Raw genomic sequence first — 18,548 nt, 5'->3', positions numbered from 1 at the left:
ATTGAACGACACCCGCGAAGGGGTGGAGTTTACTTCAGGATGTCGCCTACACACAGGTATTTGATTTCCACGTAGTCTTCGATGCCGTGGCTCGAGCCTTCACGGCCCAGGCCCGATTGCTTGACGCCCCCAAAAGGCACATGCTCGGTGGCCAAAATGCCCACATTGATGCCCACCATGCCGTATTCCAGCGCCTCGCTCACGCGGAAGATGCGGCCCACGTCGCGGCTGTAAAAGTAGCTGGCCAGGCCGTATTCGGTGTTGTTCGCCGCATCGATCGCTTCTTGCTCGGTGGTGAACTTGAAGATCGGGGCAAGGGGGCCAAAGGTTTCTTCCTTGGCGCAGACCATGTCGGCGGTGGCGTCGGCCAACACGGTGGGCTCAAAAAACTGACCTTCCAGACGTTTGCCGCCTGCAAGCACCCGTCCTCCCTTGGCCAAGGCGTCTTTCACGTGGCGCTCGACCTTGTCCAAGGCCGAGGGCTCGATCAGCGGGCCTTGGTTCACCCCATCGGCAAAGCCGTTGCCTACTTTGGCGGTTTTGACTTTGGCCGCGAACTTGCTGGCGAACTCCTCGTACACCGACGCCTGCACATAAAAGCGGTTGGTGCACACACAGGTCTGGCCCGCGTTGCGGTATTTGCTGGCAAAGGCGCCTTCCACGGCGCTGTCGATGTCGGCGTCTTCAAACACGATGAAGGGCGCATTGCCGCCCAACTCCAGCGACATTTTTTTCACGGTGGGGGCCGATTGGGCCATGAGGATGCGGCCCACCTCGGTCGAGCCGGTGAAGCTGATGTGGCGCACCACGTCACTGGCGCACAGCACTTTGCCGATCGCAATGCTTTGCGGGCCGTCGGCGGTGATGATGTTGAGCACCCCCGCTGGAATGCCTGCACGGATCGCCAGTTCGGCCGCAGCCAAGGCCGTGAGCGGGGTTTGCTCGGCGGGTTTGATGACCACGGGGCAACCTGCGGCCAAGGCCGGGGCCACCTTGCGGGTGATCATGGCCAGTGGGAAGTTCCAGGGCGTGATGGCCGCGCAGACGCCGATGGGCTGCTTGAGCACCAGCAGGCGGCGGTTGTTGTCGAAGGGGGGCAGGGTCTCGCCGTTGACGCGCTTGGCCTCTTCGGCAAACCACTCGACAAAGCTGGCGCCGTAGGCCACTTCGCCACGCGACTCGGCCATCGGTTTGCCATTTTCCGCGGTCATCAGGCGGGCCAGGTCTTCGGTGTTGGCGATCAGCAGGTCAAACCATTTGCGCAAGATGATGCTGCGCTCCTTGGCGGTCTTGGTTTTCCAAGGGCCCCAGGCGGCGTTGGCCGCAGCGATGGCCGCTTCGGCTTCGACCGCACCCAGGTTGGCCACGCTGGCCAAGTGAGCGCCTGTGGCGGGGTCGGTCACGTCAAAACGCTGGTTGCCAACGACCCATTGGCCGTTGATCAGGGCGTCGGTTTTGAGCAAAGTGGGGTCTTTGAGCAGGGCGAGGGGCGATGTGGTCATGGTGTTCAAGTGGGACGGTGAAAACCCGGCTGCGGGTGCTGGCCGGCTGAAAACGGGGCATGGCGTACCCAATCCGGGTGTTGCATACCTGCCCCAGTTTGGACTACCGCTTGGCCAAGGCATTATGCTGTTTTCCAACGTTGTCCCCCGTGCCGGCCTTTGTCCCACTGCAACGGCTGTCGGCCACAAAAACAGTAACATTGGATGTCTGAATCATTTGGGAGTTTGCGGCGTGACCACCGATGAGCCTACCCGCCTTGTGAGTGGCTCGGGTACCCCCTTACCCTTGGTGGCGAGCGTCTCGGAGCCCAAGTCACGCTTGCGCGTGCTGTTGCTCGGGGCGACCGGCACCATCGGTCTGGCCACTGCGCGGGCCTTGCTTCGGAATGGTCACGAGGTGGTTTGTCTGGTGAGGCTCCGCCAAGGGTTTGGCGCCATGCCCCCTGACACGTCACTGTCGGAGCGTCTGGCTGGGGCCACGCTGGTATGGGGAAATGCGGACGAAGAGAGCGTGTGGACCCAGCCGGGTTTGGCGCAAACCCATTTTGATGCGTTGGTTTCGTGCATGGCCTCGCGCAAGGGCTCACCCCAAGACGCTTGGCGGGTCGATCACCAAGCGCACATGTGGGCGCTCAAAGCGGCTCAAAGGGCGGGCGTGCGGCATTTTGTGCAGCTGTCGGCCATCTGTGTGCAAAAACCTGTGTTGGCGTTTCAGCACGCCAAATTGGCGTTTGAAAAAGCCTTGATCGAGTCCGGTATGACTTATTCGATCGTGCGCCCCACCGCTTTTTTCAAATCGCTCTCGGGGCAACTGGAGCGGGTCAAAAAAGGCCAAGCATTTTTGATTTTTGGCGACGGGCAACTGACCGCCTGCAAACCCATCAGCGACGACGACTTGGCCGATTTTCTGGTGGGTTGTCTGGACGATGTGGCGCGGCACAACCAGATCTTGCCCATAGGCGGGCCAGGGCCTGCCATCACGCCGCTGGCGCAGGGGGAGCATTTGTTTGCCCTTTTGGGCAAGCCGCCTCGGTTCAAACGGGTTCCCTTGGGCATGATGGATGCCATCGTGGCGGTGTTGAGCGTGTTGGGCAAGTTCATTCCTGCGGCTGCGGACAAGGCCGAGTTGGCCCGCATTGGGCGCTATTACGCCTCGGAATCCATGTTGGTCTGGGACGCTGCGGCCCAGCGCTACGATGAGCAGGCCACACCCTCACACGGATCACAAACGCTGTTCGACGCCTATGCCCGGTGGGTCCGGGGTGAAGGCGCCCCCGACCGAGGCGATCACGCTGTTTTTTAAGCCGGTTTGTGCCGCATTTCAGGGCTTCAAACACGAGAGCTTGCCGCTTGGCTCACTCGGGAATGCCCAAACTTATAATGGCGGGTTGCACTTAGAGCGAAAACACCCCATGAGCCAAGCCACTTTTTCCGTCTCCGACATCCGCAAGACTTTTTTGGACTTTTTTGAGTCCAAGGGCCACACCGTGGTGGCGTCGAGCCCCTTGGTGCCGGGCAACGACCCCACCTTGATGTTCACCAACTCGGGCATGGTCCAGTTCAAGGACGTGTTTTTGGGCTCCGACAAGCGCTCGTATGTCCGTGCCGCCTCTGTTCAGGCCTGCCTGCGCGCCGGTGGCAAGCACAACGACCTGGAAAACGTGGGCTACACCGCCCGCCACCACACTTTTTTCGAGATGCTGGGCAACTGGTCGTTTGGTGACTACTTCAAGCGCGAGTCGCTCGAGTGGGCGTGGGAGCTGCTGACCCAGGTTTACAAGCTGCCCGCCGACAAGTTGTACGCCACCGTTTACATGGAAGACGATGAGGCCCATGGCATTTGGGAGGGCATTTTCGTCAAGGCCGGCTGGACACCTGAGCGCATCAAGGCAGAGAACCGCATCATCCGCATCGGCGACAACAAGGGCGGCCGCTACAAGTCAGACAACTTCTGGATGATGGCCGACACCGGTCCTTGCGGTCCTTGCTCCGAGATTTTTTACGACCACGGTGCCCACATTCCCGGTGGCCCACCCGGCAGCCCCGATGAAGACGGTGACCGTTTCATCGAAATCTGGAACAACGTGTTCATGCAGTTCAACATGGACGACACCGGTGCCGTCACGCCGCTGCCCGCGCCCTGTGTGGACACGGGCATGGGCCTCGAACGTCTCGCAGCGATTCTTCAACATGTTCACAGCAACTACGAAATCGACATTTTTGACGCGCTGATCAAGGCCGCATCACGCGAAACCGGTTGCACCGACCTGAACAACAAGTCGCTGCGCGTGATCGCTGACCACATCCGCGCCACGGCATTTTTGGTGAGCGACGGCGTGGTGCCGAGCAACGAAGGCCGGGGTTATGTGCAGCGCCGGATCATCCGCCGCGCCATTCGCCACGGTTATTTGTTGGGCCAAAAAACCCCGTTTTTCCACAAGCTGGTGCCCGATTTGGTCAAGCTCATGGGCGCGGCTTACCCCAACATGGCCGATCAGGCCGAGCGCATTGCGGACGTTTTGCGTTTGGAAGAAGAGCGCTTTTTTGAAACACTGCAAAGCGGCATGCAAATCTTGGACGCGGCCCTCGAAGGCGGCGTCAAAGTGCTGCCCGGTGAAGTGGCTTTCAAGCTGCACGACACCTACGGTTTCCCCCTCGATTTGTCTGCCGATGTGTGCCGCGAGCGTGGCTTGAGCGTGGACGAAGCGGGTTTCGCCACCGCCATGGAAAAGCAAAAAGCCCAGGCCCGTGCTGCGGGCAAGTTCAAGATGGACAAGGCGCTCGACTATTTGGGCGCGGGCAACGACTTTGTGGGTTACGACGACCTGACGGCCCATGCCAAGGTATTGGCCTTGTACGCCGACGGCAACGCCGTGAGCGAACTCCAAGCGGGTCAAGCGGGCGTGGTGGTGCTGGACACGACCCCGTTTTACGCCGAGTCCGGTGGCCAGGTGGGTGACCAGGGCGTGCTGAACAACGCGGGCGGTCAGTTCACTGTGGCCGACACGCTCAAGATCAAGGCCGATGTGTTTGGCCACCATGGCGAAATCAAATCCGGCAGCCTGAAGGTCGGCGACGCGGTGCAGGCCCATGTGGATTTGGCCGTGCGCGCCGCCACCGTGCGCAACCACAGCGCCACCCACCTGATGCACAAGGCCTTGCGCGAAGTGCTGGGCGGCCATGTGCAGCAAAAGGGCAGTTTGGTCAACGCTGAGCGCACCCGTTTTGACTTTGCGCACAACGCCCCCGTGACCGATGCCGAGATCCGCCAGATCGAAGCCCAAGTCAACGCCGAAATTTTGGCCAACGCCCAGGCTCAGGCCCGCGTGATGGACATCGAAAGCGCCCAAAAAACCGGTGCGATGATGCTGTTTGGTGAGAAATACGGCGAGACCGTGCGTGTCTTGGACATTGGCTCGAGCCGCGAACTGTGCGGCGGCACCCACGTCAAAGCCACGGGCGACATTGGCCTGTTCAAGATCGTGGGTGAAGGCGGCGTGGCCGCTGGCGTGCGCCGCATCGAAGCGGTGACCGGCGAAAATGCTTTGGCCTACCTGCAATCACTCGAAGACACCGTGACACAAGCCGCAGGCACCCTCAAGGCCCAGCCTGCCGAGTTGAACGCCCGCATTGCGCAGGTGCTGGACCAGGTCAAGGCGCTCGAAAAAGAATTGGCCGCGGCCAAAGGCAAACTCGCTTCGGCGCAGGGTGACGAATTGATGACGCAGGCCTTGAATGTCAAGGGTGTGAAGCTGCTGGTGGCCCAGCTCGAAGGGGCCGATGCCAAGACCTTGCGCGACACCATGGACAAGCTCAAGGACAAGATGAGAACCGCAGTGATTGTCTTGACCGCCGTGGACGGTGACAAGGTGCAGATTGCCGCAGGCGTGAGCGCCGACACCATCGGCAAAGTCAAAGCGGGCGAACTGGCCAACTTTGTGGCGGGCCAAGTGGGCGGCAAGGGCGGTGGCAAGCCCGACATGGCCATGGCCGGTGGCACCAACGCTGCGGCACTGCCCTCTGCCCTGGCCAGCGTGCAGGCCTGGGTGACCGAGCGACTTTGATGGCGCCATTGCCGGCCCCGAATCGTCGGCCCCGAATCGCCGAGTTTTAACCTGGCTGGTTCAGCGGGTCCCAATCTTGCAGCCAGTCCACAAATCGGCCCAAGCCCTCGTCGAGCGGGGTGTCAGGCCATGATCCGATCATGCTGAGCAGTCGGGTTTCACTCGCGCAGGTCAGTTTGACATCGGCTTTTTGCATCGGTGCGTAGGCGATGATGGGCGCAAGGCCCAGTTGATCGGCCAGACATTTCACAAAACTGTTCACACTCACCGGGCGGTGGTGTCCCAAATTGACCACGGTGGAACCTTCCCAGCGGGCGTCGGGTCTGGCCAGCGCGGCAATGGCGGCCACGGTGTCATCCACGTAAGTGAAATCTCGGAGCAGTTCGCCCTCGGCAAACAAGGTCAGAGTTTCTTGTCTCCGTATGGCTTGCGCAAAGAGAAAGGGGGCCATGTCGGGGCGCCCTCGTGGGCCGTACACCGTGAAAAAGCGCATGCCCAAACTGCGCAAACCATATTGCGCGTGGTAGGCCTTGGCCATGGCTTCATTGGCTTGCTTGGTGGCGGCATAAAAAGACTCCGGGCTGTCCGTGCGGTCGTCTTCCAAAAAAGGGGCCGTGTCGCGCATGCCATAAACGCTGGAGGAACTGGCGTACAGCAAGCGCTGGACCCCCTGCCGGTGGCAGGCGTCCAGCACATGGGCAAACCCGATCAGGTTGGGCCCCACAAAGTCCAGCGGGGCTTGCATGGAGTGGCGCACACCTGCTTGCGCCGCCAAATGAATGACCACGTCGGGCTGCCGCTCGCTGACCCATGCCGAAAACGCACCAGGCGCTGCCAAATCCAATTGCGACAGGTGAACGCCAGGCGTTTGCGCCAAAATGCCCAAGCGCTCGGCCCGCAGTCTGGCCAGAGTGCTGTCGGCTGGGGTGTCGAGCGGGGTTCGCCCCGAGCGGTCAGACCAATCGCAGGCGTGCACCCCGTGTCCCATTTGGGCCAGATGGAGGGCCAAGCTCGAACCGATGAATCCTGCGGCACCGGTGACGGCGATTTGAATGGTCATGAATGTGTGTTTCTTTGGACGCCAAATTATGGTGGCAAAATAAGATGGTTATGCCAGAACCGCACATTTCAGGGGGTGTCCCGACCCTAAAAACCTCCTGGATCAGCGTGTCCTTGGCTTGTCTGTTGGTGGTGGGGGGGCTGGTTCTTCACGGCTCCCCTTGGAACCAAGAGTGGTTGATTTGGGGGCATCGCAGCAGTTGGTTGCCCGACCAGTTTTGGTTGTTTGTGACGCAATGGGGCGATTCTGCGCAAGCATTGCTGCTCCTGCTGGCCTTGTTCCTCCTGCACCCTGTCCCATTGGCCTGGGCCCTCAAAACATGGTTGATGGGCGTGATCGCCTCGCCTTTGCTCAAGGCGGCTTGGGATGCCCCACGTCCCTTGTCGGTGTTGGAGCCCCATTGGCTGCACGCCATTGGACACCCCCCCATGGGGGGACACTCCATGCCTTCAGGCCACTCACTGGCGGCCGGCTCCCTGGCCGCTTTGCTCTTTTTTGCAGCAGGCCGTGAACGTGTTGTCTGGCGCATGACGTTGGTGCTGTTGGGCAGTCTGGTTGCGGTGTCGCGTTTGGCGGTCGGCGCCCACTGGCCGGCGGACGTGCTGGTGGGGCTGGGTTTGGGCTTGTTCTTGGTGTTGCTCGCGCAATGGTGGGAGCGAATGCAGCCATGGGCGGCGCATTTGACATCGGCGCGTGCACAGAGGCTGTTGTCCGTCTTGATGCTGCTCTTGCTTTACGCGGTTTGGCATTTGCCCTCGGAAGGTTGGGGCATGACGGGTGCTCGCCTGCTGGTCTGTGCGGCGGCTGTTTGGTCGCTGCTTGGGCTTGTTCGCGTCCAGCGCCAGCTTCGCCAGGGCGCAGGCGGCAGGCATGACTGAAACGGTCAAGGTGCGCCGGGTGAACCCACTGAAACTGACGGCCTTTGTGTTGGGCAGTGTGTTGGCCCTGTCTTTGCTAGCGTGGGCTTGGCAAAGTGTCGACCCCCAAGCCTTGAAGGCAGTCTGGTCAACCGTTCCTGTGTGGGGTTGGCTGATGGCGGGGCTGTTGTGGTCGGGGAGTTTGGCCTTGCGTGCCGAACGCTTGAGGCGAGAATGGCAATGGAAACGCTGGGTGCTTTGGCGAGAAGCCATGCGGGTGATCCTTTTTCACAATGCGGCGGTCCTGCTTTTGCCCATGCGTGCGGGTGAGCTGGGCTACCCCATGCTGGTCAAACAGGTGTTTGGGGCCAGTTGGCAAGCGTCTTGGCGCAGTTTGGTCTGGTTGCGTTTGCAAGATGTGATGGTCTTGGCCACCTTGGCTCTCTGGCTGTGGCCTGGTGTTCCAGTGGCTTGGCGAGTGCTCATGGCCCTGTTGTGGGTCGGCTTGTTGACCGCGCCCGCCCGTCTGTGGCTTTGGCTGTTGAAGCGCCGCATCAAGGGCATGGTCTTTGTCCGCTCATTGATGCACCGGCGCAGTGGCTTGTCGGGATGGCTCTTGAGTTGGGGCAACTGGCTCCTCAAACTGCTGGCGGTGGCTGGGCTTTTGCACAGCCTGGCCCCAGAGAATGCGTCCTTGGACTTTGCACAGGCATGGGCCGGGGCCCTGGGCGGTGAGTTGGCCGCTATGCTGCCGGTGCAAGGGCCCGCGGGTTTGGGCACTTACGAAGCCGGTGTTTGGCTGTTTTCCGGCTTGCCTGTGGCCGCTGCACCTATGCTGGGGCTGGTCGCTTTGGGGGTCCACGCATTTTGTCTGGCGATCTCCTTGGGCTTGGCCGGCGTTTGGGGCCTGGGTGCTTTGTCGAGCGCAAGGACAATTTCAAAATAAAAGGGTGATGTATGCAAGAAAAACCAAAAGATCTTTTCACCCTACCCATGCCTGCGCACCGCTTGTCGGTGGTGGTGCCCATGTACAACGAAGAGGAGCTGGCCCGCGATCTGATCGATGCGGTGAACAACGCTTTGGCCGAGTACCCCCATCCTTGGGAGTTGGTGGTGGTGGATGACGGCAGCCGTGACCTGACCTGGCAATTTCTGAAAGAGCGAGCGCTTGAAGTCGGGCCCCACATCCGCGTTGTGCGTTTGTTGCGCAACTTTCGGCAGACTGCTGCCATGCAGGCGGGCATTGACGCGGCTCGGGGCGATGTGATCGTCACCATGGACGGTGACCTGCAAAACGACCCGAAAGACATTCCTTTGCTGGTGCGCAAGCTGCTTGAAGAAGACCTGGACTTGGTGGCAGGGTGGCGACAAAACCGGCAGGACGGCTTCTTTTTGCGCAAACTGCCCTCGCGCATGGCCAACCACCTGATTCGAAGCGTCAGTGGTTTGGCGTTTCAGGATTTGGGCTGCAGCCTCAAGGCATTTCGAACCGAGGTGCTGCGCAAAATCCGCTTGTATGGCGAGATGCACCGCTTCATTCCGGCGTGGATGGCCACGGTCACTTCACCCGACCGCATGGCCGAGGTGGCGGTCAGTCACTATGCGCGCACCAAAGGCCAATCAAAATATGGCCTGTCCCGCACCTTGCGTGTGTTGGTGGACTTGTTGTCCATCCACTTCTTTTTGCGCTTTGGCACGCGGCCGGGCCATTTTTTTGGGGGGCTGGGCTTGTTGGTCGGGGGCGCAGGGGCCTTGATGCTGGCCTACATGGCGGTGCTCAAAATGATGGGCGAATCCATTGGCACGCGGCCCTTGATGTTCGTGGGTTTTTTCTGTTTGGTGGCCGGTTTGCAGTTCCTCACCACGGGCGTGCTGTCGGAGTTGTTGATGCGCACCTATTTCGACGGAGGTCGGTCCATGGCCTACCACACGACCACCCAAAAGGTGCTTGACGATGCAGAGGCCTGGCATGTCAAACCCTGAGGTGTCAGGGCATCCCGCCAGGCGGCAGTGGCCTGAGCGCCCACCCACCTGGATGTGGGGATTGGCTTTGGGCTTGCTGGCGTTCTTGCTCTTGGGATTGGGGCAAGCGCCTTTGTTTGATGTGGACGAGGGTGCTTTTTCAGAGGCCACACGAGAAATGCTGGTCTCGGGTGATTGGGGGCACACCACCCTCAATGGTGCGGACCGCTTCGACAAGCCCATTGGCGTTTATTGGTTGCAAGCGCTGGGTGCCTTGGTCTTTGGCGTCAATGAGTTTGCGATGCGCTTGCCCTCGGCTTTGGCCACTTGGGCGGCTGCTTTGGCGGTGAGCGGTTTTGTGGCGCCCCGTTGGGGTTGGCGTGCGGCGGCGCTGGCTGCCGTGGTCCATGTCACCAGTTTTGGCAGTTGGGCCATGGCCCACGCCGCCACTGCCGATGCCCTTTTGGGCCTGTTTTTGATGCTCAGTGCGCTGGATCTTTGGCGTTACATGGCGCGTGGCGACCTGTCCTCATTGCGCCGATTGGCCGCCTGGGTGGGGTTGGGACTGCTGGTCAAGGGGCCCGTGGCCGTGTTGATTCCCGGGGCGGTGTTCCTGTTGGCCTGCTTGACAGAGGGCCAGTGGCGTCTGCTGAGACAGGCCTTGTTGGATGTGAAGGCGTGGGCCATTTTGCTGGCCATCGCTGTGCCTTGGTACGCCTACGCTTTGTGGCGTCACGGCCAGGGCTTTGTGGAAGGGTTCATCTTGCGGCACAACATTGACCGCTTTGCCGCACCCATGGAGGGGCACGCGGGGGGCTGGTTTTATTTTGTGCTGGTGGCCCCTTTGCTTTGGCTGCCTTGGACGCCTTTGCTGCTGGTTTGGTGGCGGCGTGTGGGCTTGCTCTGGCGCGATGTCGTGGTCAGGCGCGCCTTGATTTGGGTGGCATTTGTGCTGGTTTTTTTCAGCCTGTCGAGCACCAAGCTGCCGCACTATGGCATTTATGCAGCGCCAGGGATGGTCGTTTTGCTGGTGGCCGGACTGGCGCATTGGCGGTCCTGGCAGGGCCTGCTGTGCGGGGTCATGCTGGTGTTGTGGCAAGCCCTCATGCTGGTTTTGCCCATGGTTTGGCTCCATCAAACGCAGGGCCTCCCAGTGGGTTGGGCTTGGAGTGAGCCTTTGGCGCTGTACACCGCGCAGCTGTGGCCAGTGGGCATGGCCTGGGCCTGTGCTGTGGCCGCTTGGCTGTGGTGGCCCCGGGCCCGCCAACGGTTGGGCGCTGTGGGGGTGTTGTCGGTCATGGCTTTGGTGCATGCCCTGGTGATGACGCTGTTCATCTGGCCCTGGTGGTCCAACCATTTGCAAGGCCCGGTCAAAACATTGGGCTTGGCGGCACGCGCATGGACAGGGACCGTGGCGCAGGTGGGCGGCAATTGGCCCTCATTCGCTTTTTACAGGCAAGAGGCCATGGTGAAACAGCTCGAACGGGCAGATATGGTGCTCGTGCCTGTCAAACGCGCCGCTGAATTTGCCCATTGGGAAACCTTGGCGACGGTGCAGGGCATGACGGTGCTGCGCCGCCCCGTTGAGGTCGCCAAGCCATGAAGTCGCGCCACCGTTGGGGTGTCATGTGGGGCGCTTGTTTTGTGCTGGCATGCGGCATTTTTCTGGGGTGGCCAGAACTGGATTTGTGGGTCGCTTTGCGTTTTTATGATTCGGCGGGCCAGTTTCCGGCCAAACAATGGGTGTCGGTTCAGGCGGTTTATGTGTGGGCCCCACGCCTGGGGTGGGTGTTGACCGCATGGACGCTGCTGGTGCTGGTCCTGCGTTGGCTGCGGCCTGAACGCATCTCGCGGGGTTTGTCTCGCAGGTGTTTGGCCTGGATTTTGGTGGCTTTTTTGGGCAATGGCTTGTTGGTGCATGAGGCCCTGAAAAACCAGGTGGGCCGTCCACGGCCCAACCAGGTGCAGGAGATGGGTGGCGCGGCGGCCTTTGTGCCGGCGTTCCAGGTCAGTCAAGCGTGTGAGCGCAATTGCTCTTTTGTCAGCGGTCATGCCGCCTTGGGGTTTTGTGCATTGGCTTTTGGCATGTGGGCCGCTCCTGGTGGACGCAGGCGCTGGCTTTTGACGGGTCTTGTTTTGGGCAGCGCCATTGGCTGGGTGCGTATTGTCCAAGGGGGCCATTTTTTGAGTGACATCGTCTTTGCGTTTTTGGCGATTTGGGGCAGCAGCCTTGTCATTCAGGCGGTTTGGTTGCGTTGGCGCTGGTGGGGTCTGAAGCGTTTGCCCACCACGGGCTGATCACAGCGCCAGCTGGCGCTGGCTTTCAAACGCGTGGGCTTGACCTGTGATCGGGTCGGTAAAACGCACCGACTGGGCCAGCAGTTGCAAGGGCTGGCCGAAGTCTTCGGGGGCGTCGGGGCCACGCAAGACGGTGGGGTAGAACTGGTCGCCCTCGATGGGCAAATCCAAGGCGTTCATGTGCACCCGCAGTTGGTGGCGCTTGCCGGTGACGGGTTCGAGTTGGTACAAGGCCCGCAGACCGGAGGTGCGCAACAGGCTGATGCGGGTTTCACTGTTGGGTGTACCCGGCACCTCTTGTGTTCTGAAAAACGGATCCCCCGGCACCAAACGGCTGGCGTAGACCGTGGGCACAGCCCGGTCAGCCCGCCAAGGTGCGACGGCATGGTAAAGCTTGTGGATGTGGTGGTCCCGAAAAAGCGCATGGTAGGCATCGCGGTCTTGCAGGCGTTTGCCCAACAGCACCAAGCCGGCCGTTTCCCGGTCAATGCGGTGCAAGGGCACCAGATTGCTCAAGCCGGTCCGGCGTTTGAGCTGCACCAGCAGGCTTTGTTGCACGTAGCGCCCTGAAGGGGTGACCGGCATGAAATGCGGCTTGTCGGCCACCAGCAAGTGCGCGTCTTCAAACAGGATCTGCACCTGAAACGGCAAGACCGGTTCGTTGGCCAGATGGCGGTAGTAATACAGGCGTTGGCCGGGTTGGCAGGCTTGGTCGGGCAGGGCAGTTTGCCCGTTTTCATGCAGCACCAGGCCTTGCGCCAAGCGCTCGGCCCATTCGCTGCGTGAGATGCCCGGCATGCGTTGGGCCAAGAAATCGAGCAAGTGGGGTGCGCCTTGCGGCACCGATACGACACTGGCACTCACGCCATCGCGCATGGGCCAATGAACCGCTTGCCTTGAGTCGTGCATATCAGACCCGGCGGAATACCAAATCCCACACACCGTGGCCGAGTTGGAGGCCCCGGTTTTCAAACTTGGTCAGGGGCCGGTAGCCAGGCTTTACAGCAAAGCCATCGGCGGCATCGCTGGTGTTCACCAGCAAAGGCTCACCCCGCAGCACGCCCATCATTTGTTCGGAATAGGGCTGCCAGTCGGTGGCCAAATGCAGGTAGCCACCGGGCTTGATGTGCCCTGCCAGGCGATGGATGAAGGGCGACTGGATCAAGCGGCGCTTGTGGTGGCGGCTCTTGTGCCAAGGGTCCGGAAAGAAGATGTGCACGCCGTCCAGACTGTCTGCGCCCAGCATGTGGTCCATGACCTCGATGGCGTCGTGGCGCACGATGCGGATGTTGACGATGTTTTCTTCGCCGCAGCGTTTGAGCAAAGCGCCGACGCCGGGCTCGTGCACTTCGCAGCACAAAAAATTGTCGTCGGGGCGCACATGCGCGATTTTGGCGGTGGCATCGCCCATGCCAAAACCGATTTCAAGAATCAAAGGTGCGTTGCGCCCAAAAGCGGCCTGCACATCCAGACGCTCTGGGCTGTAGGCGATCAAAAACTGAGGGCCGAACTGCTCAAAAGCCCGCACTTGGCCCGAGCCCATCCGCCCTGCACGCAGCACATAGGTTTTGATTTGCCGCATGAAGGGGGCTTCTGGGGCTTCAAGGGCGGGGTCTGCCGGGGCGGTCGTGCGGTCTTCAGGCGTCGTCATGGATGGGCAGGGGGTGTGTGCAAAGCCTGTGATTATCGTGGCGATCCGCGCATGGCCGCCCACTTTGCCAGCGCTTGTTCTGTGACCGTGTGCTCAGGCACCAGCGGCAGGCCCAGCACTTGCGCCGCAGCATTGAGTGCAGTCAACACGGTCTGCTGTGTGTGCAAGTCCAGCGCCAGAGCCCCATTTTGCTTGCTGAGTTTTTCGCCATTTGCAGCCAGCACCAGGGGGGTGTGCAGGTAGTCTGGGGTGGGCAGGCCCAAGGCGGCTTGCAGCAGGATTTGCCGGGCCGTGTTGTCGGCCAGGTCTTGGCCGCGCACCACATGGGTGATGCCTTGAGCGGCATCGTCCACCACCACCGCCAGTTGGTAGGCCCACAGGCCGTCGGCGCGGCGCAACACAAAGTCGCCCACTTCCTGCCCCACGTTTTGCTGTTGCGGCCCCAAGCGGCGGTCTTGCCAGCGGGTGATGGTGGGCAGGCCCAAGGCCGCTTGCACGGCCTGCACGTTGAGTCGCCAAGCGCGTGCGGGCCGGCCGTTCAGGCCATGGCGGCAGGTCCCGGGGTAGATGGCGGCACTGTGCCGAGCCACAGTCTGGGCCGATTCAATGTCTTTGCGCGAGCAGCCACAGGGGTAGGCCCAGCCTCGCGTCACCAAAGTTTGGAGCGCGGTGGCGTAGAGGTCGTTGCGCTGCGTTTGCCACACCACGGCTTCGTCAGGGACCAAACCACAGGCTGCCAGTTGCTGCAAGATCGCTGGGTCGGCTCCCGGCACGCAGCGCGGGGTGTCCACATCTTCGATGCGCACCAACCATCGGCCACCGTGGGCGCGGGCATCCAGCCAGCTGGCCAGAGCGGCCACCAGCGAGCCGGCATGCAAATGGCCGGTTGGCGAGGGCGCAAACCGGCCTGTATAGACCTCAGACATACGGGGTCAGCATGCTCAGGTCATCGTTTTTTGAGCACCGCCAAAGCCAACTCGAGGCCAGACACAAAGGCGTCTTCCACCCGGTGGCCCAAGCACCAGTCGCCGCACAGGCCAATGCCTTGGTCTTTCGACCACCAGAAACTGTGGCCCAAAGGCTGCGCAGTTTTGGCGTAAAGCCATCGGTGAACTTCGGCATGCGCCGGGGTCACGCGGATGCCGGTGATTTCTGCAAAGGCCTTGATCAGCTTGCCTTTGACGCGCTCGGGGGTATCGTTGACATGTTCGGCCGACCAAGGGGCGCTGGCTTGAACTGTCCAGCGTTCAATGCGTTCACGGCCGGGCTTGGACGATTCGCGGGCCATCCAGGCGATGCGGTGGTGTGTGCTGCGGGCGGCGTTCCATTGCGGCCCCAAGGTGATCAGACCCGGTTGGACGGCTTGGGGGTAGGCCAACATGAGGGTCCAGCAAGGGTCCACCCGAACGGAGGCCAAGGGCTGCGCCAAGGCACTTTGCCCCGAGGCTTGGAGCAAAGCGCTGGCTTGCTCTGGCGGAATGGCCAAGATGACTTTGTCAAAACCAGCGTAGACGCGGTGCCCGCCGTCTTCGGTTTCGGTTTGCAACTGCCAACCGTTTTTCCTCAGGGGGTCGGCCATGATCTGCGTCACTCGGGTTTGCAGCTGCACATTGCCGTCGTCCAGCAGGGGCGCCGCCCAGGCTTTGACCAAGGCGTTCATGCCGGGTGCAGCCACCCAATGGCGCTCGCCGCCCGGCAGCCCGGCTTCGATCACGCGCCCATTGGGATCGAGTACACGCACGGCATTGGCGCTCCAGGGCTTGCAGACGCCCGGTGCGGTGCCCATCGCCAGTTCAAAACGGGGATCGCGGACGGTGAAGTACTGGGCTCCGTGGTCAAAACTGCCGAATGCGCTGGCGCGGGTGGACATGCGTCCTCCGAGGCCCCGGCTTTTTTCAAACAAAGTGACGTTGTGTCCGGCTTGGCGCAAGGTGCGGGCGCAAGTCACGCCGGCCATGCCGACACCAATGATGGCGATGTGTTGTGTGGTCATGCTGCCACTTTAGCCCAGAAATGCGCGTGATTGTCGTTTGGGTGGGTTTGTCCCGATGCCCCTTGGCCTCAGGGCTTGACTCCCAGCAAAGCTTCCCGCGTCGCCGCCTTGTTGAGCTGTGCCGTCCACCACAGCAAGGCGTGGCCTGCTGGACTCAGGCGGCTGTCGCGCCATGCGGCATGCACGCTGTTCAGACGTGTTTGTTCGGTGGTCTTGATCACCAGTTGACCCTTCGCGACAAAGGGCTGCGCCAGACGTTGCGGCAAAAATCCTGCGCCAAGGCCCCGCAATTGCGCTTGCAATTTGCTGGGCATGTCAGGCACCGTGAAAACATCTTGACCGCCTTGCAGGCCCACCGTGAGGCCGCTGCCACGCTGCACCGAATCGGCCACGGCGACCACCCGGTGTTGCAGCAGCAAGGCATTGCTCAAGGGCTCTGGTGCATGGGCCAAGGGGTGTTGGGGTGCCACAGCAAAGACAAATGGCACGTCGCCCAGAGCAATGTGTTGGATGTCGGCGGCCATGTGCTGTCCCAGCACAACCCCCAAAGCCAAGTCGGCCTGCCCCGAGGTCAGTGCGGCCATGGTGCCGGACAAAGCCTCGTTGCGAATCCGCAAGCGGGTGGGGCTGTTCAGCGCCAAAAAGGCCTCGCACATGTCCATCACCACGTCGCGGGCCATGATGCTGTCGACCGCCACCGTGAGCACACCCTCCCAACCGGTGGCCACACGTTTGACGCGGTTGGCCACGCTGTCGATGTCCAGCAGCAAGCGCCCCGCCTCGCGCAGCAGTTCCTGACCTGCTGCGGTCGGGCGGGCTTGACGCGCACTGCGGTCAAACAGCAACACATCGAGTGCGTCTTCCAGCTGCCGCACACGGTAAGTCAAGGCGCTGGGCACCAGGCCCAAATGGCGCGCGGCGGCTGCAAAACTGCCTTGCTCGGCAATGGTTTGCAGCATGAACAGGGCGTCTGGCGTGAGCCAATCTTTGGGACTTTGCATGGTCTTGCTATTTTATTTCAAATAATTTGAACGATGACGGCAAAACCATTGCACTGCAATAGGTCGTTTTTTCCCTACAGTTCAGGTCTGTTTTGAGGAATCCCCCATGTTGACCCTGCGCAAATCATCGGAACGCGGCTACGCCGACCACGGCTGGCTCAAGTCCTTCCACAGCTTTTCTTTTGCCAACTACTTTGATCCGGCCCACATGGGTTTTGGCAATCTGCGTGTCATCAACGAAGACCGCATTGACCCCGGTACAGGTTTTGGCACACACGGCCACCGTGACATGGAAATCATCAGCTACGTCTTGTCGGGCAACTTGGCCCACCAAGACAGCATGGGCAACGTTAAAGGCATTCCGCCGGGCGACGTGCAACGCATGAGCGCAGGCAGTGGTGTGCGCCACAGCGAGTTCAACCACGCTGAAGGCGAACAAACCCACTTTTTGCAGATTTGGATTGAGCCCAATGTCATGGGCATCGATCCTGGTTACGAACAAAAAACCGTGCCGGAAAGCGTCAAGCGCGGTCAGCTGGCCTTGGTGGCCGCACCAGCGGCTGACGTGCAGTCGGCCCCATTCGCGGTGCAAATCCATGCCGATGCCCGCTTGTTTGCGGGTCTCTTCACAGGATCTGAGACTGCCCAACTTGCGCTCAACCCAGCTCGCAAAGCCTATGTTTTTTTGGTGCGCGGCAGTTTGCAGGTCAATGGCCAGCTGCTCAGTGCCGGCGATGCGGCGCTGCTGCAATCCGAATCGGCCCTGACGCTGAGTCAGGGCGAGAACGCCGAAGTGCTGGTGTTCGACTTGTCCGCTTGATTTCTTTCTCAACCCTTTGGAGTTTTTTCATGGCTAAAACAGTTGTTGTCTACCATTCCGGCTACGGCCATACCCAGCGCGTGGCCCAATTTGTGGCCCAAGGCGCCAACGCACAAGTGATCGCGATCGACGCCGATGGCAACATCACCGACGCCGACTGGACCGCTTTGGACGCGGCGGATGCGATCATCTTCGGCTCGCCCACTTACATGGGCATGGCCTCTTGGCAGTTCAAGAAGTTTGCCGATGCCACCTCCAAGCGTTGGTTCACCAGCGCCTGGAAAGACAAAGTGGCAGGCGGTTTTACCATCTCGGCCAGCCCCAGCGGTGACAAGTTGTCGACCCTCCAGTACTTCATCACCTTGTCGCAACAGCAAGGCATGATTTGGGTGGGTCAGCCCGCCTTGAACGACGGCACCATCAACCGCATCGGCTCCAACTCTGGTGTGATGGCGCAAGTGGGGCCCACCAGCCCCGCAGAAGACATCCCCCAAGGTGACTTGGACACCGCCAAAGCCTACGGCGAGCGCGTGGCTGCTGTGGCGGCCAAACTGCGCGGCTGATCGCCCCGGTCGAGCGAGGGGCTCGCTCACGCAAGAGTGGCCCCGGCAAGAGTCACCTCGCCTCGGTTAGCATGGCAGCATGAAAATCATCACCATGCTGCCGTGGGCCGACTGGCTGGCAATCGTCACTTTTTTTGCTTTGTGGGTGGGTTATGCGTGGTTAGCCAAGGTGCGCGGCCTGCGTGACCAAAGCCTGATCGCCAACACCAACCGCTACCGCCAAAAGTGGATGATGCAAGCCACCCGTCGGGACCCACGTGTGCTCGATGGCGTGATCACCCAGAACCTGTCGCAAACTCCCGCTTTTTTCTCATCCACCAGCATCATCATCATCGGGGGTCTGTTTGCACTTTTGGGCACCACCGACAAAGCCGCCGAATTGGTGGGTGAAATCCCGTTTGCCCAGCCCACGCCTTTGTTGGTGTTCGAACTCAAAATTCTGGTGATGGTGGGCATCTTTGTGTATGCCTTTTTCCGGTTTTCATGGTCCATGCGGCAGTACACCTTTGTGGCACTGGTCATTGGCGCCATGCCCTCGCCAGAAGACTTCGATGCCCATCTTCACGACCGCCAACACTTTGCCGAAAGAGCCGGCAATTTGGTCAGTGCGGCCGCTGAAACCTTCAACGACGGTTTGCGGGCTTATTACTTTTCATTTGCCGCCATGGCCTGGTTTTTCTCACCCATGGCGCTGGTGCTGGCCACGGCCTTGGTGGTCTTGATTTTGTACGGGAGAGAGTTCCGCTCCGAAGTCCTGCATGTCTTGCGCGACTGAAA

17 protein-coding genes are annotated in these 18,548 nt (G+C 60.9%); 10 read left to right on the top strand and 7 right to left on the bottom strand.

The window, feature by feature from the left end:
- Nucleotides 1–29: 29 nt before the first annotated feature.
- Entirely contained in the window at nt 30–1,502 is a 1,473-nt protein-coding gene (locus tag Q0O19_RS01055; protein ID WP_295519161.1) for an NAD-dependent succinate-semialdehyde dehydrogenase, read from the bottom strand.
- Between the two features lie 232 nt (nt 1,503–1,734).
- Here Q0O19_RS01055 and Q0O19_RS01050 point away from each other — a divergent pair, with 232 nt between their 5' ends.
- Entirely contained in the window at nt 1,735–2,805 is a 1,071-nt protein-coding gene (locus tag Q0O19_RS01050) for an NAD(P)H-binding protein (protein WP_295519158.1), read from the top strand.
- 109 nt (nt 2,806–2,914) lie between these two features.
- Nucleotides 2,915–5,566 carry an alanine--tRNA ligase gene (gene alaS / locus Q0O19_RS01045; protein ID WP_295519155.1) on the top strand — a complete coding sequence of 884 codons (2,652 nt, stop codon included), beginning with the start codon at nt 2,915–2,917 and terminating at the stop codon, nt 5,564–5,566.
- 46 nt (nt 5,567–5,612) lie between these two features.
- Here alaS and Q0O19_RS01040 read toward each other — a convergent pair whose 3' ends face one another.
- Nucleotides 5,613–6,626, bottom strand: coding sequence for an NAD-dependent epimerase/dehydratase family protein (locus Q0O19_RS01040; protein ID WP_295519152.1), 1,014 nt, complete (start codon nt 6,624–6,626; stop codon nt 5,613–5,615).
- Between the two features lie 50 nt (nt 6,627–6,676).
- Here Q0O19_RS01040 and Q0O19_RS01035 point away from each other — a divergent pair, with 50 nt between their 5' ends.
- Genes Q0O19_RS01035 through Q0O19_RS01015 form a run of 5 tightly spaced genes read left to right on the top strand, consistent with a single transcriptional unit; the run spans nt 6,677 to nt 11,743 of the window.
- A complete protein-coding gene (locus Q0O19_RS01035) occupies nt 6,677–7,504 on the top strand; it encodes a phosphatase PAP2 family protein (protein WP_295519150.1) in 828 nt (275 codons plus the stop codon).
- Nucleotides 7,497–8,429: a lysylphosphatidylglycerol synthase domain-containing protein gene (locus tag Q0O19_RS01030; RefSeq protein ID WP_295519147.1), complete on the top strand. Its 933-nt coding sequence runs from the start codon at nt 7,497–7,499 to the stop codon at nt 8,427–8,429. Before Q0O19_RS01035 ends, Q0O19_RS01030 begins: the two co-directional genes overlap by 8 nt.
- Nucleotides 8,430–8,476: 47 nt before the next feature.
- On the top strand, nt 8,477–9,466 hold the full coding sequence (locus tag Q0O19_RS01025) for a glycosyltransferase family 2 protein (protein WP_295519145.1): 990 nt from the start codon (nt 8,477–8,479) through the stop codon (nt 9,464–9,466).
- On the top strand, nt 9,453–11,048 hold the full coding sequence (locus tag Q0O19_RS01020) for a glycosyltransferase family 39 protein (RefSeq protein WP_295519142.1): 1,596 nt from the start codon (nt 9,453–9,455) through the stop codon (nt 11,046–11,048). Before Q0O19_RS01025 ends, Q0O19_RS01020 begins: the two co-directional genes overlap by 14 nt.
- Nucleotides 11,045–11,743, top strand: coding sequence for a phosphatase PAP2 family protein (locus Q0O19_RS01015; protein WP_295519139.1), 699 nt, complete (start codon nt 11,045–11,047; stop codon nt 11,741–11,743). Before Q0O19_RS01020 ends, Q0O19_RS01015 begins: the two co-directional genes overlap by 4 nt.
- Here Q0O19_RS01015 and Q0O19_RS01010 read toward each other — a convergent pair whose 3' ends face one another.
- From Q0O19_RS01010 to Q0O19_RS00990, 5 genes are all read right to left on the bottom strand, one after another.
- Nucleotides 11,744–12,652, bottom strand: a complete 909-nt coding sequence (locus Q0O19_RS01010; protein WP_295519137.1) for a pseudouridine synthase — start codon at nt 12,650–12,652, stop codon at nt 11,744–11,746.
- A 1-nt stretch (nt 12,653) separates the two neighbouring features.
- Nucleotides 12,654–13,394 (bottom strand): tRNA (guanosine(46)-N7)-methyltransferase TrmB, encoded by a 741-nt coding sequence (gene trmB / locus Q0O19_RS01005; protein ID WP_295519134.1) that lies wholly within the window; start codon nt 13,392–13,394, stop codon nt 12,654–12,656.
- 32 nt (nt 13,395–13,426) lie between these two features.
- A complete protein-coding gene (gluQRS, locus tag Q0O19_RS01000; protein ID WP_295519131.1) occupies nt 13,427–14,320 on the bottom strand; it encodes a tRNA glutamyl-Q(34) synthetase GluQRS in 894 nt (297 codons plus the stop codon).
- A 20-nt stretch (nt 14,321–14,340) separates the two neighbouring features.
- Nucleotides 14,341–15,387: an FAD-dependent oxidoreductase gene (locus Q0O19_RS00995; RefSeq protein ID WP_295519129.1), complete on the bottom strand. Its 1,047-nt coding sequence runs from the start codon at nt 15,385–15,387 to the stop codon at nt 14,341–14,343.
- Between the two features lie 68 nt (nt 15,388–15,455).
- The gene (locus Q0O19_RS00990; protein WP_295519126.1) at nt 15,456–16,388 is read right to left on the bottom strand and encodes a LysR family transcriptional regulator; all 933 of its coding nucleotides are present in this window, start codon (nt 16,386–16,388) and stop codon (nt 15,456–15,458) included.
- A 106-nt stretch (nt 16,389–16,494) separates the two neighbouring features.
- On the opposite strand from Q0O19_RS00990, the gene Q0O19_RS00985 reads away from it, so the two are divergent.
- The 3 genes from Q0O19_RS00985 (at nt 16,495) to Q0O19_RS00975 (ending at nt 18,546) form a co-directional block, all read left to right on the top strand.
- Nucleotides 16,495–17,208 (top strand): pirin family protein, encoded by a 714-nt coding sequence (locus Q0O19_RS00985; RefSeq protein WP_295519123.1) that lies wholly within the window; start codon nt 16,495–16,497, stop codon nt 17,206–17,208.
- A gap of 29 nt (nt 17,209–17,237) precedes the next feature.
- Nucleotides 17,238–17,771 carry a flavodoxin family protein gene (locus Q0O19_RS00980; RefSeq protein ID WP_295519120.1) on the top strand — a complete coding sequence of 178 codons (534 nt, stop codon included), beginning with the start codon at nt 17,238–17,240 and terminating at the stop codon, nt 17,769–17,771.
- A gap of 79 nt (nt 17,772–17,850) precedes the next feature.
- Nucleotides 17,851–18,546, top strand: coding sequence for a DUF599 domain-containing protein (locus Q0O19_RS00975; RefSeq protein WP_295519117.1), 696 nt, complete (start codon nt 17,851–17,853; stop codon nt 18,544–18,546).
- Nucleotides 18,547–18,548 lie beyond the last annotated feature (2 nt).

The sequence above is a fragment of the Limnohabitans sp. Rim8 genome, from assembly GCF_945869175.1.
GTDB lineage: Bacteria > Pseudomonadota > Gammaproteobacteria > Burkholderiales > Burkholderiaceae_C > Limnohabitans_A.
This window is presented reverse-complemented; position numbering and strand designations above follow the sequence as displayed.

What these genes read in the sequence shown, in the direction of transcription:
- Q0O19_RS01055 (WP_295519161.1), bottom strand. Translation starts at nt 1,502, where the DNA reads ATGACCACATCGCCCCTCGCCCTGCTCAAAGACCCCACTTTGCTCAAA.
- alaS (WP_295519155.1), top strand. Translation starts at nt 2,915, where the DNA reads ATGAGCCAAGCCACTTTTTCCGTCTCCGACATCCGCAAGACTTTTTTG.
- Q0O19_RS01040 (WP_295519152.1), bottom strand. Translation starts at nt 6,626, where the DNA reads ATGACCATTCAAATCGCCGTCACCGGTGCCGCAGGATTCATCGGTTCG.
- Q0O19_RS01035 (WP_295519150.1), top strand. Translation starts at nt 6,677, where the DNA reads ATGCCAGAACCGCACATTTCAGGGGGTGTCCCGACCCTAAAAACCTCC.
- Q0O19_RS01030 (WP_295519147.1), top strand. Translation starts at nt 7,497, where the DNA reads ATGACTGAAACGGTCAAGGTGCGCCGGGTGAACCCACTGAAACTGACG.
- Q0O19_RS01025 (WP_295519145.1), top strand. Translation starts at nt 8,477, where the DNA reads ATGCCTGCGCACCGCTTGTCGGTGGTGGTGCCCATGTACAACGAAGAG.
- Q0O19_RS01020 (WP_295519142.1), top strand. Translation starts at nt 9,453, where the DNA reads ATGTCAAACCCTGAGGTGTCAGGGCATCCCGCCAGGCGGCAGTGGCCT.
- Q0O19_RS01015 (WP_295519139.1), top strand. Translation starts at nt 11,045, where the DNA reads ATGAAGTCGCGCCACCGTTGGGGTGTCATGTGGGGCGCTTGTTTTGTG.
- Q0O19_RS01010 (WP_295519137.1), bottom strand. Translation starts at nt 12,652, where the DNA reads ATGCACGACTCAAGGCAAGCGGTTCATTGGCCCATGCGCGATGGCGTG.
- trmB (WP_295519134.1), bottom strand. Translation starts at nt 13,394, where the DNA reads ATGACGACGCCTGAAGACCGCACGACCGCCCCGGCAGACCCCGCCCTT.
- gluQRS (WP_295519131.1), bottom strand. Translation starts at nt 14,320, where the DNA reads ATGTCTGAGGTCTATACAGGCCGGTTTGCGCCCTCGCCAACCGGCCAT.
- Q0O19_RS00995 (WP_295519129.1), bottom strand. Translation starts at nt 15,387, where the DNA reads ATGACCACACAACACATCGCCATCATTGGTGTCGGCATGGCCGGCGTG.
- Q0O19_RS00990 (WP_295519126.1), bottom strand. Translation starts at nt 16,388, where the DNA reads ATGCAAAGTCCCAAAGATTGGCTCACGCCAGACGCCCTGTTCATGCTG.
- Q0O19_RS00985 (WP_295519123.1), top strand. Translation starts at nt 16,495, where the DNA reads ATGTTGACCCTGCGCAAATCATCGGAACGCGGCTACGCCGACCACGGC.
- Q0O19_RS00980 (WP_295519120.1), top strand. Translation starts at nt 17,238, where the DNA reads ATGGCTAAAACAGTTGTTGTCTACCATTCCGGCTACGGCCATACCCAG.
- Q0O19_RS00975 (WP_295519117.1), top strand. Translation starts at nt 17,851, where the DNA reads ATGAAAATCATCACCATGCTGCCGTGGGCCGACTGGCTGGCAATCGTC.